This window comes from Rufibacter soli (assembly GCF_054781795.1).
In genome coordinates this window covers 550,828-565,701 of the sequence record NZ_BAAGTS010000002.1, presented here as the reverse complement: position 1 = coordinate 565,701, position 14,874 = coordinate 550,828, and the positions used below count along the sequence as shown (strand labels likewise).

9 protein-coding genes are annotated in these 14,874 nt (G+C 53.5%); 4 read left to right on the top strand and 5 right to left on the bottom strand.

The features are described 5' to 3' along the window. Positions 1–161: 161 nt before the first annotated feature. Together ACYVJQ_RS04360 and ACYVJQ_RS04355 are read right to left on the bottom strand one after the other, a co-directional pair. Positions 162–710 carry a GNAT family N-acetyltransferase gene (locus tag ACYVJQ_RS04360; protein WP_460891839.1) on the bottom strand — a complete coding sequence of 183 codons (549 nt, stop codon included), beginning with the start codon at positions 708–710 and terminating at the stop codon, positions 162–164. Positions 711–754: 44 nt separating this feature from the next. Continuing rightward, a complete protein-coding gene (locus ACYVJQ_RS04355) occupies positions 755–1,459 on the bottom strand; it encodes a hypothetical protein (protein ID WP_460891838.1) in 705 nt (234 codons plus the stop codon). 669 nt (positions 1,460–2,128) lie between these two features. Between ACYVJQ_RS04355 and ACYVJQ_RS04350 the strand changes: the two genes are divergently transcribed. From ACYVJQ_RS04350 to ACYVJQ_RS04335, 4 genes are all read left to right on the top strand, one after another. Beyond that, on the top strand, positions 2,129–3,889 hold the full coding sequence (locus tag ACYVJQ_RS04350) for a PSP1 domain-containing protein (protein WP_460891837.1): 1,761 nt from the start codon (positions 2,129–2,131) through the stop codon (positions 3,887–3,889). Beyond that, positions 3,890–4,372 carry a gliding motility lipoprotein GldH gene (locus ACYVJQ_RS04345; RefSeq protein ID WP_460891836.1) on the top strand — a complete coding sequence of 161 codons (483 nt, stop codon included), beginning with the start codon at positions 3,890–3,892 and terminating at the stop codon, positions 4,370–4,372. A gap of 155 nt (positions 4,373–4,527) precedes the next feature. After that, positions 4,528–5,628 (top strand): endonuclease/exonuclease/phosphatase family protein, encoded by a 1,101-nt coding sequence (locus tag ACYVJQ_RS04340; RefSeq protein ID WP_460891835.1) that lies wholly within the window; start codon positions 4,528–4,530, stop codon positions 5,626–5,628. A gap of 660 nt (positions 5,629–6,288) precedes the next feature. Continuing rightward, positions 6,289–8,262: a hypothetical protein gene (locus ACYVJQ_RS04335; protein WP_460891834.1), complete on the top strand. Its 1,974-nt coding sequence runs from the start codon at positions 6,289–6,291 to the stop codon at positions 8,260–8,262. A gap of 307 nt (positions 8,263–8,569) precedes the next feature. Here the strand turns inward: ACYVJQ_RS04335 and ACYVJQ_RS04330 are convergent, their stop codons facing one another. From ACYVJQ_RS04330 to ACYVJQ_RS04320, 3 genes are all read right to left on the bottom strand, one after another. Further along, on the bottom strand, positions 8,570–9,439 hold the full coding sequence (locus tag ACYVJQ_RS04330; RefSeq protein ID WP_460891833.1) for an SDR family oxidoreductase: 870 nt from the start codon (positions 9,437–9,439) through the stop codon (positions 8,570–8,572). Between the two features lie 292 nt (positions 9,440–9,731). Then, a complete protein-coding gene (locus ACYVJQ_RS04325; RefSeq protein WP_460891832.1) occupies positions 9,732–10,658 on the bottom strand; it encodes a hypothetical protein in 927 nt (308 codons plus the stop codon). Beyond that, complete coding sequence (locus ACYVJQ_RS04320; RefSeq protein ID WP_460891831.1) at positions 10,648–14,646, bottom strand: AAA domain-containing protein; 3,999 nt, start codon at positions 14,644–14,646, stop codon at positions 10,648–10,650. The genes ACYVJQ_RS04325 and ACYVJQ_RS04320 overlap by 11 nt, the downstream gene beginning before the upstream one ends. Positions 14,647–14,874 lie beyond the last annotated feature (228 nt).

The following is a 14,874-nucleotide window of genomic DNA, read 5'->3' as shown; positions in this document are numbered from 1 at the left end:
CATTTTACTTTTACTCAATTCAAAAGGCCACCGGTATCACACCGGCGGCCTTTTGCATGGGACAGCAACTTACTTCTTGGGCAGTGCTGCTATTTCAATGGAAAGCCTTAGTAAAAGAGAGTTTAGCCCGAGTTTTCTAATGGTCAGTCGCATTTACCAGGTCAGGCATCTGTAGTCTTATTTTTGAGCCAATCTTCCTTTTCAATTCTGTAGACATAATTCAGTTTGGGGAGTTCTCCAAAATAAGCCACCTCCTGCTCTCCTACCTTCTTCGCGCCCAGCCGCTCAATAGACTTCTGAGACCTGATATTCACGGCGCCAATATGGAACTCTACCCGGTCAACAAACTTGAAAAGGTAATCAAGCAGCAAGCTTTTCACCGCGGGGTTAAAGCCTTTGCCCCAATAGGCCGTCCCGAAGAATGTGTAGCCAATCAAGATACTGCGGTCCTGCTTATTGTAATCATAGATGCGCGTACTGCCGGCTATAGCGCTTGTTGCTTTGTCTATGATCTTAAAGGCTCCGCCGCTTTTAAGGGCTCCTTCAAAAAACGTCTGGAACACCTCTCTTCGCCAACGGTCTTTGTTAGGGTGCTGCTCCCATATCTTAGGGTCTGATGCCACCGCATACAAGGCCTCAAAATCACTTTCCTGCAAGGGAGAGAGGAGTACTTTGTCATTCTCTAAAGTGGGCTGGGTAGTAAAGGTCATGTCGGGTCTCCAGTATATTCTTGAATAAAATGTAAGCTGCCTATTCAATAATCAATAATGAATTCATTGGTTTTGCCTCGTTGCACCAGCACCTTCTCTTTGTTCTGTTGGAGCACATTATTTTTCCGGACGTTCCAATAAACGGTGGTGTACCTGTCAGCAAGGGTCCAGACGGTTAAAATGCCACACACATCTTTGCCAAACCAGTTGCCTGCCTCTGTGACTTGCACGGTACCGCAATTCACAAATTCACCTTTAGGCGATGCTATCCCATTCCCGTCTGAGAAATGACCGAAATAGAATTGGTCAGTGTCTGAAAACGGATTCACATTCTTGAACTTGATTTTGAGAAGCGTGGTGGCACTTAACAAGACGTCAAAGGTATTGGTCCCGTTTCTATTCAGGTCCTTTAGGTAAAGAGAGGCAGTTTTGTAGGCGTATTCCTGGGTGGGGTAGGCCCCATTAATGTGGTAGTCTAGCCGCTCAGCTTCTTTCAGGGCCTTGATCCTAATCCTGTAATATCCGTTAGCGTCTGTTTTGCCCTCTCCTACATTAGCCTGGCTACCGCCAAATATTCCGCCCGGCGTCATGGCCATCACCAAAATGGCAATATTAGCCACGGGTTGCTGGGTGATATCATCCCGTATAACGCCTTCCATGATGAAGGTATCCTTGTCTTCCTCTTGCAGCAAACAAGATACATTCACGCAGGCCAGCAATAGATACAGCAGGAGGTTTTTAAGTTTCATGGCATTGGGGTAGACCTATAGAAGTAATTTATAAGGATTGCCTTTCAACTCCTAATAAAATTAGCTGGGTTGCCTATTGGGTTGCTGAAGCCTCCGCATAAAAGACCTTTCAACCTGACTTCCGGTAAGAAAAAATTGACACGCCTGTTTTAAGCCCGTTTTCCCAAAAACAGGCTTAAAACAGCAAAATACCTTTTAGGCACCTATTCATGAACAAACCCGCCATAGCCCTTTAAGGCTTTTTACAAGGAATGATAGGCCTAAGCTTGCCCTGCCCAATATTCTACCGGAGTCACCGCGAATAGAACGTATTCCCTCAGGCATCTTTCCCGTTTCTTCATTTGTTTCAAGTCCATCTTCGCTTCCTCCTCCCCTGTCTCTCAGGCGTTTTAAGCCTGTTTTTTGGAAAACAGGCTCAAAACGCTATGTTGATAACTTGGCTAAACGTGCCGTCCAATTCGGATTTAGTTTATATATTTGTTAATTAGGGTCTCAGATAAAAGACCGGAAGGCGGGTGAGTAAAGAAAAAAGGACCCCTGTCACTGCTTTCAATCCCTTCCTTCCAACGCCCGGCACCTGGCACAATCGCTTGGTATTCAAGCACAAGCCCTGGCCTGAGCCCCTTACTTTTTTGAAAACAAGAATTATCTATATAAAGGAATTGACCTGTGGGATGTAGTTCATGTTCTAGTGGCGGCTGCGGCACCAAGACAACCAGTGCTGATGGCACCGAGGTAGTTGCGGGCTGTAAAAGCAACGGCGGTTGTAGCACGGGAGGCTGTAACCGATTAAATGTATTTGACTGGCTCTCAGACATGGAAATACCCGTGTCTTTCAAAGAGTTTGATATAGTAGAGATCCGCTTTAAGGGCGGGCGCAAAGAGTTCTTCAGGAACGTAAACCGCCTGCCGCTCATCACCGGTGATGCCGTGGTGGTAGACGTTCCCAACGGCCACCACATTGGCCACGTGTCGCTCAAAGGCGAGTTGGTGCGCCTGCAGATGAACAAAAAGAAGGTGCAGAACAATGACGAGCTGCGCACTATCTACCGCGTGGCCACCGAGAAGGACATGGAGAAGTTCAACGCCGCACGCGAGCAGGAACCCGCCACCATGTACCGCGCCCGTGCTATTGTGCAGGAACTCAAGCTGCGCATGAAGCTCTCAGACGTAGAGTACCAGGCAGACAAAACCAAAGCCACCTTCTTCTATTCAGCCGATGACCGGGTAGATTTCCGGGAACTCATCAAGAAGCTGGCCGAGGAATTCAAGGTGCGTATTGAGATGCGCCAGATCAGCCTGCGCCATGAGGCCGGCCGTTTAGGCGGAATTGGGTCCTGCGGCCGTGAGTTGTGCTGCTCTACCTGGCTGACAGATTTCCGGAGCGTGTCTACCACGGCGGCCCGGTACCAGAACCTGTCTTTGAACCCCAGTAAGCTTTCCGGCCAGTGCGGTCGCCTCAAGTGCTGCCTCAACTATGAGCTGGAAACCTACATGGATGCCCTCAAAGACATTCCTAACCTGAACCGCCCGCTGCAGACCAAGGCCGGTGATGCCTTCCTGCAGAAGACAGATATTTTCCGGCGCATCATGTGGTTTGGCTACCGCGGTGACTCCAACTGGTTTCCGGTAACGGTAGAACGGGTGCATGAGGTGATCAAGATGAACGCCGCCGGCGAAATGCCCGAGAATCTGGCCCAGGAGGTAAAGAAAGAGGAAGTAGAGGTAGTGGACTTTGTGGAAGCTCTTGAAGGCAACCTGGACCGCCTGGACGACCAATACGGCAAAAGCAAAAAGAAACGCAACAAGAAAAAGAACAAAGGCGCTGCCCCAGCCGGTGAAAACAACGGCCAGGCCGTGGCCACGGCTGCCACGCCAGAGGTAAGGAGAGACCGTCCTTCCGGTGCCACAAGGCCCGCAGGAGGTGAGGGAAGACCTCGCCCAGACCGTGACCGTAGTGAGCGTGGTGACCGCGGCAACCGCCGGCCCGAAGGCCAGGAGCCGCGCCAACGTCCAGAGCGCTCGGCCACCAAGCCAGAAGCCCTTGAAGGTAAACCGCAACCAGAGCGCGACCAGAACAGAAGCCAGCAACCGCAAGGCCAGGGCAGACCCCGGGGTGAGCGTGGCGGCGACCGTAACCGTGGCCCAAGAGAAAACAGACCAGAAAACAAAGGCGAGAACAGAGGCGAGAACCGTCCGCCCCGCCCAGAGCGCCCTCAGGGTCCGCGTCCGCAGCCGCAGCAAAACCGCGGGCAGGCAAGCCCGGAAGGAACTGCCATTAATGGAAACGGTGCGGCGCCAGATCAGGAAGAACGAGCCCCACGGCCCGAAGGCGAACAACGTGCCCGCAGAAGCCGCAACCGCAATCACCGTAACCGTAAACCGGGCACCGGAGAAGGTAGTGCTCCTACCCCAACGCCAGAAGGATAAATGAGAAAGCGCCTCCACCTATTCCTGGGCCTGTGCGCCCTGGTCATGCTGACTGCCAGCTGTGACACCAACCGGGTCTTTGAAGAAAACCAGGACATTGCCAACAACCAGTGGCCGGTGAAACTGGCCCCGGCTTTTGAGTTTGAGATTACAGACACCACGCAGCAATACAACGTGTACTTTAACGTGCGCAACGCCTTGCATTACCCGTTCTACAACCTGTACCTGCGGCATTACCTGTATGGGCCAGACGGAAAACAGTTAAGCTCCAAATTGCATGAGATGTACCTCATGGACCCCAAAACCGGCGAGCCCCGGGGCAAAGGCGCCGGTGATATCTTTGACCACCGGTTCAAGGCCCTGAAAAACGTGCGGTTCCCGCAGGCAGGCAAATACCGCCTCAAGCTCAACCAGTACATGCGCCAAGACCCTTTGCCAGGTATTATGGCCGTGGGCATTAGGGTAGAGAAAGCGACGGAATAAACATTTCCCGGCAAAAAAGAGTAGTGCTGTTTTAGGTCTGTTATTCTGATTACGGTCCCAAAACAGCACTACTCTTTTTAGGCCCGACCAGAACCTTTCCACACAGGCAACCCTGTACCCAGAAATGAGTATGTGAACGAACCAAATCCTATATTATGAAAACGGCCCTTGAGGTACTTGGCAGTATTGTCATTATTGCCTCTTTGCTTACCCTTGTAAAAAGCACCTATTGGTGGATCAGGGCCCTGGACTTCCCTAGGGTACAAGTGGCAACGCTTGGGTTTCTTACCCTGGCGCTCTATGGATGGTTCTATGGGTTTGACACCCTGTCGCAGCAGCTCTTTGGCGGGTTAATTGGCCTAGCCATCATGAATGAACTCATTCATGTGTACCAGTTCACGCCCCTGGCCAAAGTGCAGGCGCTGCGGTCAAAGATCAAGGCACCCAAAAACTCGTTCGGGTTTATGATCTCCAACGTGCGCATGTCTAACAAAAAATACCACAAGTTTCTGGAGGTGGTGCGGGAAACAGACCCAGACATGCTGCTCATCAATGAACCAGACCATGGCTGGGCAGACGCTATTTCTGAGCTGGACAAACGCTATCCCTATTGTATTAAGCAGCCCCTGGAGAACACCTATGGCATGATGTTCTACAGCAAGTTCAAGCTGGTTAACACAGAGGTGCGCTTTCTGGTGGAAGAAGGAATTCCGTCTTTCTACATGCAGATTGTGTTGCCCACCGGAAAGATGTTTGACCTGTTCACGGTACACCCACAGCCGCCGCACCTCAACAAAGACACTGATACCCGCGAGGCCGAGCTGCTCATGGTAGCTAAAATGGCCAAAGAGTCGCCGCTCCCCTCCATTGTGGCCGGCGATTTGAATGACGTGGCCTGGTCTTATACCACCAACTTGTTTCGGAAGATAAGCGGCTTGCTGGATCCCCGCATTGGCCGTGGGTTCTTTAACACCTACAATGCGCACATCCCTTTCTTCCGGTACTCTCTGGACCACGTGTTCTATGACCCGGCGTTCCGGTTAATCAGGATAAAAACGCTTAGGTTCTTTGGCTCAGACCACTTCCCTATTTTCATTAGGTTAAACTATGAACCTCTGGAGGCCGAGGAGCATGACGTACCAGAACCAAACCAGGAAGAAAAAGAAGATGCCTATGAGCTACTGCACAACCCGGTGGTAGAGAAGCCGCCCAAGGTAGAAAACTCTTCTTCCGCCACCATCACGGGCAAATCTTAGCCAACGAAATTACCCTGGGTAACAACTTTGTCTGGCCAGTAATTTTATCGCTGTTTTACCTGCAGTTGTTGGATGGAAAGGCCTAGTCCTGGCCCCAAAAACCGCCTGTTTTCCTTTGCTTTTTTTGTAGGCCGCTGGTCTGGTAAAAGCCTTGTGAAAGCTTCCTCTTTTCCCTAGCGAAATGGGAGTTAGGATCAGGTGAAATTCCATGACTGTAGCTATCTGCCTGAGTTAGGCATTTCCCCTGGCTTTGTTTCTCCAGAGAGGTTTTTACCTAGGAAAGCAGGAAAGCCGAAAAGCAATTTCCACCTCAAAAAAGTACGTTTATACGCCCGGTGTTTCGGGCCTGTTTTTCTAAAAACAGGCCCGAAACACCGGGCTTTTTTTAGGCCCTTTCATCCTAGCGGCATGGCACGCGAAATCCTAAAAAAATCATTTTCATAAAAGCGCTTTTAAATTCCCCCATTTCGTTCCGGTTTATTTCCTTTTAAATCCTTCTCATTTAAAAATTCATAATAGGTAGAGTTAACCATGCCCACATGTACTCGTATAGATTAAGCACTTGCTGAAGAAGATAGAAATGAAATTTCATTTTCTCTGGCATGAAAAACATCATACCTAACTAACCATTCACCAATCATTAACAAAGGAGATTTAACCATGAAAGACAATCAAAAAGAGCAGCAAAACAGCAACACAGGATCTACCTCTGGCTCAAGCAGCAACACTGGTACAAACGCTTCTTCTTCTACCTCTGGAGGCATGGGTAAAAGCTCAGACTCAGATGCTAGTCTGGGGTCTCTCAGTTCACAACGCATTACGGGGTCAACTACCAGCAACATGGGTGAAAGCGGATCAGGATCTGGCTTAGGCAGCTCTGGAACTTCCATGTCCTCTACCACTGGCGGCTCTACCGGCAGCTCTTCTGGTACTTCTAAAAAAGGCTCTTCCACTTCCTCCACTTCAGGAAGCAGCAAATCTTCTTCTACTCCAAAGGCCAGCTCTAAAACAGGCGCGTCTTCTTCTTCCACCGCCTCTAAATCTGGCAGCAGCAAATCCTCTTCCGGAAAATCTTCTGGCAAGTCTTCTTCTTCCAGCTCAGACAACTCCATGCAAGGCTCGTCTGCCTCTATGGGCAGCGGCATGGGCTACGGTGGATCCCAAGGAGGTGACTATGGCAGCCAGGGCAGCTCCTCTATGAGCGGCAACTCTGGTGGCGGCAACTACAATGAGGGCCAAGGCGGCTACGGCAACCAGGGCGGAGGCCAATACGGTGGCGGTAACTACGGCCACCAAGGTGGCTACGGCGGCTCACAAGGCGGTGGCAACTGGAACAACCAGGACGACCAAAGCAACCGCTATGGTTCTATGGGCGGAAGCAACTACGGTAACCAAGGTGGCTACGGCTCACAAGGAAACTGGGGTGGCTCTGGCTCACAAGGCGGGGGCAACTATGGCAGTTCCTCTGGCATGGGCGGCTCTATGAGCGGTGGCTCAGGCATGGGTTCTAACCCATACGGCATGAGTTCACAAGGCGGCTACGCCGGAAACTCCAGCCGCTCAGAATCTGACCGCGGTGGCTATTCAAACTACGGTGGCTCTGGCTACTATGGAAACCAGATGGGCTATGGCAATGAAAGCGGCTATGGCATGCACGGCGGCGACCAAGGCCGTGGCCAAGGCGGTTACAGCCAAGGCTTCAGCAACCAGGGCAACAGCCAGTACGGCTCAATGGGCTCCAGAGGCGGCTCTTATGGCGAGGAATACGGTTCACGCGGCGGCTCACAAGGCGGCGGCTATGACGGCAACTCAGACTTTAGCAGCAGCAGCAACCGCGGCGGCTCCAACTACGGACAAGGCGGCTACGGCGGCGGTTCTGGCTCCATGGGCGGTAGCCAATACGGCTCTGGTTCAATGGGCAGCAACATGGGTTCACGCGGCGGCTACGGCGGCTCCATGGATAACAGCAGCATGGGCTCACGCGGTGGTTATGGTTCGTCACAAGGCGGTAACCAGGAGTGGCACAGCGGTCAGCAGCGCTCTAACCAAGGTGGCGACAACAGCGGCTATGGCTCAATGAGCGGTCGTGGTGGTCAAAGCGGCCAGGGTGGATACGGTACCTATAACTCCCAAGGCGGAGACTTCGGTTCACGTTCTTCACAAGGGGGCGGCCAATACGGCAGCGGCTCTTCTTACGGCTCAAGCCAAGGTTCACAAGGCGGAAGCTACGGCGGCTCTAACTACGGCAACATGGGCCAAGACATGGGCTCACGTGGCGGGTACGGTTCTTCCGGATCAGACAGAGGCCAAGGCGGCTCTATGAGCGGCGGCGGTTATGGCGGCCAGAACCGTGACTATGGTATGGGTGGCTATGGCCAGGGCGGAAGCAACTACGGCGGCTCTAGCGGCTATGGTTCTTCGTCTTCAGACATGGGTTCACGCGGCGGCTACGGCAGCCAGGGACAAGGCGGCCAGTCACAGTACGGCGGCGGCGGATCTGGCTATGAAAACCGTTCTGACTACGGCCGTTCTTCCCAGCATGATGACAGATCTTCTGGTGGCAGCAACAGAGGCGGCAGCGGTAGCGGACGTTCCTCTCGTGGCGGTTCTTCCTCTAGAGAAGACCGTGACTAAGCGCTTTCACTAGCAATTAATAGAAAAGCCCCGCTGTTTTCAGCGGGGCTTTTTTTTGGTAAAGAAGTGAGGTCATCCATAATACACAATGCCCTTTTAACCACTAGCCAAATCAACCCTGGCAAATGAGACAGGAGAATGGGCGGTGTTTTCTAAGCAAGCTTATTTATTTACCCTATCCCTAAATGCGGGCGATGGCTAGCGCACAGGAATAGACGCTTACTTAAAAAAAGGAAAGATCTGTTTTAAGCCTGTTTTATAAAAACTAGCCTCAAAACAGATCCCTCCTTTTTGCTTTTAATGGTATCTAAAAACAGTCACGGTTGGTCTCCACAAACTCCTGGAAGCTGTACGGGCTGCGGCCAGTCACGGCCTGCACGTCGCTGGTCACGCCAGAGGCATAACCGGCCCGTGAAATGCTATATAATTCCAGAAGGCTGTCTATCATCCAGGCGGGCAGTTGCTGCTGTTGCATAGCATTACGCGCGGCGCCCTCGGGCACGTCTATGTACTTTATTTCCCGGCCCAGCACAGAGGAGAATACTTCGGCCACCTCGTCTCCTGTGAGGGCTTGCGGCCCGGTAAGGGTATAGGCCTTGCCGTCATGGCCCTCGGGCCGAAGGAGTATTTCAGCAGCCACTTCGCCTATGTCACGGGCATCAATGTAAGAAACGCGTCCCTGACCCAGGGGCAGGTAAAATGCGTTTTCAGTTTTGATGGTGCCGGCTTGCTGGTGCACAAAGTTCTGCATGAAAGACCCCGGCCGCAGTACCGTGTTGTTCAGTTCTTTGGCTTTTAGGTATTCTTCAGCCTCCCGGTGCCAACGGCCCAGCTGGATACCGGGCTTCGCCTCTGCCCCGCTGGCTGACAGGCGCACCACGTGCCGCACGCCCGCTTCCTGCGCCGCATCTATCAATTGCTTGGCCATCTGCACCTGGTCCTCAGAAAAAGGGGTAATCAGAAATGCCGTAGAAACCCCGGTGAAGGCCACGCGCAAGCTTTCCGGGTGGGCGAAATTCAGCTCTACCAGTTCTACCCCCGGCAGGCGTTTCAGGTTCTCGCCCTTAATAAGCGACCGCACGCCCGCCCGTACGTTGGCCCCTAAACTATCCAGTGCCTTTACGGTGGCAGACCCTACAGTGCCGGTGGCACCCGTTACTAAAATGATGTCAGACATAATCTTTTCGGTTTGATGAAGGGTCACGTTTCTGGATCCCCTTGTGCTTCTTTACAACGGAAAATCAAAGCCAGCGTTTTAGGGCCGTTTTCAGAAAAACAGGCTTAAAACGCAAAACCTGTGAGGCCTTAGCATCCCACAGGTTTCACTTAACCTCAATGGTTTTTAACCTTCTGGCGCTTGTCTCCAGTCGCGTGACAGGGATGTGGAGTTCTCCCAACATCCGCGGCGCAACATGGAAGACGGTAGCACAACCAGTAGTGGATTTACCAGCGCCCGGCCTTGCTTGGCACTACTTTTTCAAAGTCAGCATGAATAGGCGGCCGGCCTCGTTAGAGATCATCATGTCCGTGTCATTGGTAAAAACCAATCCTTCTGCCTGGCCCACTTTGCCTAACGGTATCTGCTCTTTCTTGCCTTTGAATACCTGCTCCGGGCTAGGTTCGTCAAACAGGTAGACCCAGCCTTCGCCCAGCAGGGCAATATGGCGACCGTTGGGCGAGATGTCTGCGGCCGTAATCTTAGTGCTGATCTGGAGGCTATCCAAGGCAGTGACGGTCTGGGTGCCGCCGGTCTGATTGGCTACTTTGTAGAGTTTCACCCAATCGCCTTTGCCGCGGTTCTTAGTGAAGAGGTAGAAATTATTGCCGTGCATGAGAAAGGCCTCCACGTCAAAATTCATCTCCTTCTTTTTCGGCGGGAATTCGGTTTGGTCGGCGTATTTAAAGGGAATAGTACCCACTACTTTATGGGCTTTCTCGTCTACCTTCAAAATCTGCAGGTCTTTCCGGTTGTTCTCGTTGTTGCCCATGTCACCAATGTACAGGAACCCGTCTTCGCCTCGGGCGATGTCTTCCCAGTCATGGTTCTTGCCGCCCTGCACGGTCATGGTCTGCAGCAACTCACCCGATGGGTTCACTTTGTAGAGCACCGCGTCATTGCCGGCGTCTGGGTGGGTCCAGTAATTTCCGTCGGCAGAGGTTTCCAGGCCAGAGCTTTCGGGCACGGTCTTCTTGCCCATCTTGCTTACCTCTTGCAGGTCATAGGTGTTGTTTACGGCAAAGCCCTGGGTAGCCTGGTTTTTGTCTTTCTTTTTCTTGCCTTCTTTTTTAGTGCTGGTGTCTGCGGTGGTTTCTTCTTTGGCAGAGGAGCCGGTGTCACAGGCTACCATAATCAAGAGGCAAAGCCCTACGGTGATCTCAAGTAATTTATCTTTCATGGTGTTGGTACAGTTCGCTTAGTCGTTGCCAGACCTGCTCGGGCTGGCTCCAGAACTGACGACTGTATACGGCCCCAAATTTCCAGCCCCGAGCCTTGAGGCGAAGCGGAACATCGGCGTGAGAAGCCTTGGCGGAGGGCCGACGGTAGTACAGGTCGTCGTCGGTTAACACTACGGCCTGGTAGCGTTCTCCGTTGCGGAAAGTAAGGTCTGCGAAAGGAAGTTCTGCGGATATTTCTGTTTCGGAGGCGTTTTTCCCAAAACGGGCCAAAAGCAGCGGGTACAACAGCAACGCCGACGGGATGTTGGCGGGCGGCGCGGGCTGCGGCGTGAAGCCTTTCTCGCTCACCTGCCGGGCAAAGGCCAGGTAGTCACGAAGCAGCCGTGGCCCTATGTGCTTGGCATTCTCTACCGGGAACTGCTCCGGCCACAGACTGGTCACCACATACACCCGCTTGATGGCGCGCGTAATGGCCACGTTCAGGCGGTTCTCGCCTTTGGCGGCGTTCAAGCTTCCAAACATGGCGCGCACCACGCCCTGCGCATCGGGCGCGTAGCCAATGGAGAAGATAATATACTGCCGCTCGTCACCCTGTATGTTCTCAATGTTCTTGATGATGAGCTCCTCAGGCAACGTGGTATTCTGGGCAAAGGCCTGTTCCTCCAGCAGGTCCTGCACCAGCTGTTGCTGCGGAAAGTTGAAGGTAATCACGCCAATGTTGGTTTCGCCCCTGGCGATGAGTTCAAATACCAGATCGCGTACGCGCTCTGCCTCTACCCTATTGGTTTGGTTTTCCCAGACACCGTTTACGTTCAGGTATTGAATGGCGGGCTCGGCGGCGTTCATGGCTTCAAACCTGGGTATCAACTGCAGCTTATGCTGGTAGAAATTCTGGTTGGAGAACTGGATGAGTTCTGGGTACTGGCTGCGGTAATGCTCAGAGAGCAAGGCCTGCGGCAGATGCAGCGCGCTCAGTTGCAGCAAGGATTCCACCAACAGTTCCTCGGTTTCCTCTTCTTCGTTGCCAAACCGCACGCGGTACAGATCTGAAGGCCCCAACTGCTGCTCATCACCGGCCACCACGGCCTGCTTGCCACGCACCAATGCCGGAATTCCTACTTCGGCAAAGCACTGCGAGGCTTCGTCAAAGATGACCAGGTCAAACACCCGCTCTAACGGGAACAGCGCCGACACCGTCTCAGGCGAAGCCAGCCAGCACGGCAGCAGCTGCCGTATCTCGTCGCCGAACTGTGCGTTGAGTTTGCGCAGCGGGTAAAGCAAACGTTTCTTACTTACCTGGGTAAGCAGCCGCCGGTAGGTGACCGGGTTGCCCAGGCGGTTATACTCCATGTTCTGGTAGGTCTGCTCGCGCAGGTTCAGAAGAATAATCTGGCGGCTGAGGTCAGACTTGCGCTTGATGAGTTCCTGCAGCTCGGTTTCCAGCCGGTCCAGCTCGCCAGTGCTCACCATGGTCAACACCGAATGGTGGGCCTCCATGTGCTGGAGCCAGGCCAGTAGTACGCTATTTTCCAGGGTTTGTAGTTGCGCCTCCACGCCTTCGGGTACGGCGGTGCGCACTTCCTCCAGCCAGGCTTTCAGTTCCGGGGCGAAGGTCTGCAGCAAGGCGTCAAAGGCCACCAGCCGGTCAAAGTTTTCCTGGAGACTCAATGTGAAATTCTGCGGGGCGGCGGGATCAGTGGCCAGCAGCTCTATTTGGGTTGGCGTGAGCAAGCGTTCCCACTCGCGCACCTGTTCTTTCAGTTGCTGAAGTTTTGGCAGGGTTTCTGAAAAAACGGCTTTAAAACGCTCGGGGGCCAGCTGCAGCATTTCATGGGGCAGCACCTCATAGGCCGTGAGTTTGTGCAGGGCCTTGCGTTGCTCCCAGGCGGGCAGCAGCGCCTCCAGTTCCTGCTTTGCCTCTGGGGAATAGAAATCCTGCGCTGGAATTTCCAAGATAGGCTCCAGTTCCTGCAGGCCTTTCCACTGGGTTTGCAACGTTTCCCATTCTTTTAGGGCCGTGCGAAGGTGCTCTACCGCCGAGTCTGGGTTGGTGAGTTTTTTGCCTTCGGCGAAGGCGGCCAGTTTCTTTTTGTCTGAAGAGAAACTCCAGCCGATCTTGCCAATAAAACCGCGGTGGGCCTGGTCATAGGCAGCCAGTAGTTGGGAGAGCTGCTGCGCCTCTTCGTGGGAAAGAGGCACTTGTGAGGCTGCCGTTTCTCGTTGCAGTTGCAGCAGCTGGGCCTCGCGTTGTTTGTATTCCTTGGTTTGGAGCAGATTTCCGAAAAACAGCCTCGAAACAGCTTTGTCCTGCAGCGTTGTCTGTACCGCCTGCAGCGTGTGTAGTTCCTGCAAGAGAGCCTGCAGGCCGTCCCAAGGCTCCGCCTGCGCGGGTAGCAATGGGCTTACCTGCGCGGCCGCGGCTTGAACGGTGGCCGGAATGTCTTTAAGTAGTCGGTTTAATTTCTGGCGCTCCGCAAAGGTGTGCAGGTGAAAGGAGCGTCTGTCGTTCCACGGGAAATCTGGGTCTTGCAGCGCCACGGCATCTTGCAGGTAATGCAGCAACCGCGGACGCCACTCTTGCCAGGTGCTGGCCGAAAGGCCTCTGAAAATCCCCTCAGCGGGCAGGTGCGGAGCCCGGGGGTTGCTGCGCAGGTACAGTTCCTTCGCTGACCACCCGCTAAGGCTGGTGTCAAACAGGGCTTCTTTTAAATCATTTAACCGTTCTGAGATCTGGTTAATGCGGCGGCTGGTTTCCAGGAACTGCCGCTCGGCCTGGATGTTGCTGAGGCCGGCGTTCTGTTTCTGGTACTCTTCTACCTGCTCAATCTGGTGGCGTATTTTGGCAAACACCGCGGGGCGGTCCAGGTTGAGGTCATGCACCAGCGCCGAGAACTGCTCCAGGCCGGTGGTAGACAGGCGCTGGTACACCACATCCAGGGCAGCGCGTTTCTGGCAGACCACCAGCACGGTTTTGCCGCGGGCCAGGTAATCTGACACCAGGTTGCAGATGAGCTGTGACTTCCCGGTACCCGGAGGCCCCTGCACCACCACGCTCTGCCCCGACTTCACTTGCCGCAGCGCCGATTCCTGTGAGGCATCTGCGTCAAAGGCGGTGAAGAGCTGCTGCTCCAGTTGGGCATGTGCCGGGTTGCCCTCAGTCTGGGGTAAAAGCAGTTCTTCCAGAGAGTCTGTAGGCGGATTCTCCAGCAGCTCCTCATAGTCTGAGAGTTGGTACGAGCCGGCTTGGGCAAAAATTCCCAATACAGCTTCGGGCTGGAGTTTAAGTTGGCCGGGTTTCCAGGTCTTTTCCAGGTCTTCGCGTTTGTAGGCCTTAAAGGGCAGGAGCACGTCCTGGAGCAGCTCCTGGTTGAAGTTGATCTCCAGGTTACTGGCTTTTAAGGTCTCATACAGTCTGGTCCTGAACTCCAGGGCATCTGAAGGAAAATCCTCAAAGTCCTCTTCCATGAGGTTCTCGTCTGGCGCCACGTTATAGTAGTGGGCGTAGGCCAGCAGAAAGCTTTTGTTGAAGAAGGCTGGGGAATCTTCACTGCGTACCAGTTGCCATTGCCGCTTGTCGCTTACCTTTAGCTCTACCGGGAAAAACACCAGCGGGCAACGCACCAGCGTGCCGTCCGGGAAGGCGCCTTCCACAAAGGGCCAGCCTACAAACAGTTCTTTGGCACCCCGCTCCTCCCAAATCATGTTGGCCCGCCGCTGAATGGTTTTCAGGCTCTTGGTCAAAGGCGCCAAGGCTGCGTCACGGGCATCTGCCACTTCACAGAGGGTAATGGTCTGCTTGCCGGCCATCAGGTCCTGCACGTAGCCAAATGACGGGCCTTTGTGGGCGTGGTCCAGGGCGTGCAGATCCAGGTGCAGGCTGGCCGAAGGTTTCAGCAACACCAAAGAACGGTTGGAGCCGCTCAAATTGAGCAGGCGGCGCTGGTATTGCTTGAGCAGATGGGGAAGTGACGTGGACGTAGCGGTCATCAGGTATGGTCAGGAACAGGAAATCAGGTAGCAGGGCAAGCCAAGAATAAGTATAAATGCCCGGTTCTGGAGGATAAACGGATTTCCCTGCCAGAATGGTGCATTTAGGCGCTTCTTCCCCAGACTGTGCTGCATTTTAAAGGGCACTAGGACACATTTAGCCCAAGGGGTTAAATTAAGCAATGCGAACGGGAATGCAAATTTGGAAGGCAGGGAGAGCTAAATGAT

Excerpts from the sequence above, each read along its gene's own strand:
- ACYVJQ_RS04345 (WP_460891836.1), top strand. The coding sequence starts at position 3,890 with ATGAGAAAGCGCCTCCACCTATTCCTGGGCCTGTGCGCCCTGGTCATG.
- ACYVJQ_RS04355 (WP_460891838.1), bottom strand. The coding sequence starts at position 1,459 with ATGAAACTTAAAAACCTCCTGCTGTATCTATTGCTGGCCTGCGTGAAT.
- ACYVJQ_RS04335 (WP_460891834.1), top strand. The coding sequence starts at position 6,289 with ATGAAAGACAATCAAAAAGAGCAGCAAAACAGCAACACAGGATCTACC.
- ACYVJQ_RS04360 (WP_460891839.1), bottom strand. The coding sequence starts at position 710 with ATGACCTTTACTACCCAGCCCACTTTAGAGAATGACAAAGTACTCCTC.
- ACYVJQ_RS04340 (WP_460891835.1), top strand. The coding sequence starts at position 4,528 with ATGAAAACGGCCCTTGAGGTACTTGGCAGTATTGTCATTATTGCCTCT.
- ACYVJQ_RS04325 (WP_460891832.1), bottom strand. The coding sequence starts at position 10,658 with ATGAAAGATAAATTACTTGAGATCACCGTAGGGCTTTGCCTCTTGATT.
- ACYVJQ_RS04320 (WP_460891831.1), bottom strand. The coding sequence starts at position 14,646 with ATGACCGCTACGTCCACGTCACTTCCCCATCTGCTCAAGCAATACCAG.
- ACYVJQ_RS04330 (WP_460891833.1), bottom strand. The coding sequence starts at position 9,439 with ATGTCTGACATCATTTTAGTAACGGGTGCCACCGGCACTGTAGGGTCT.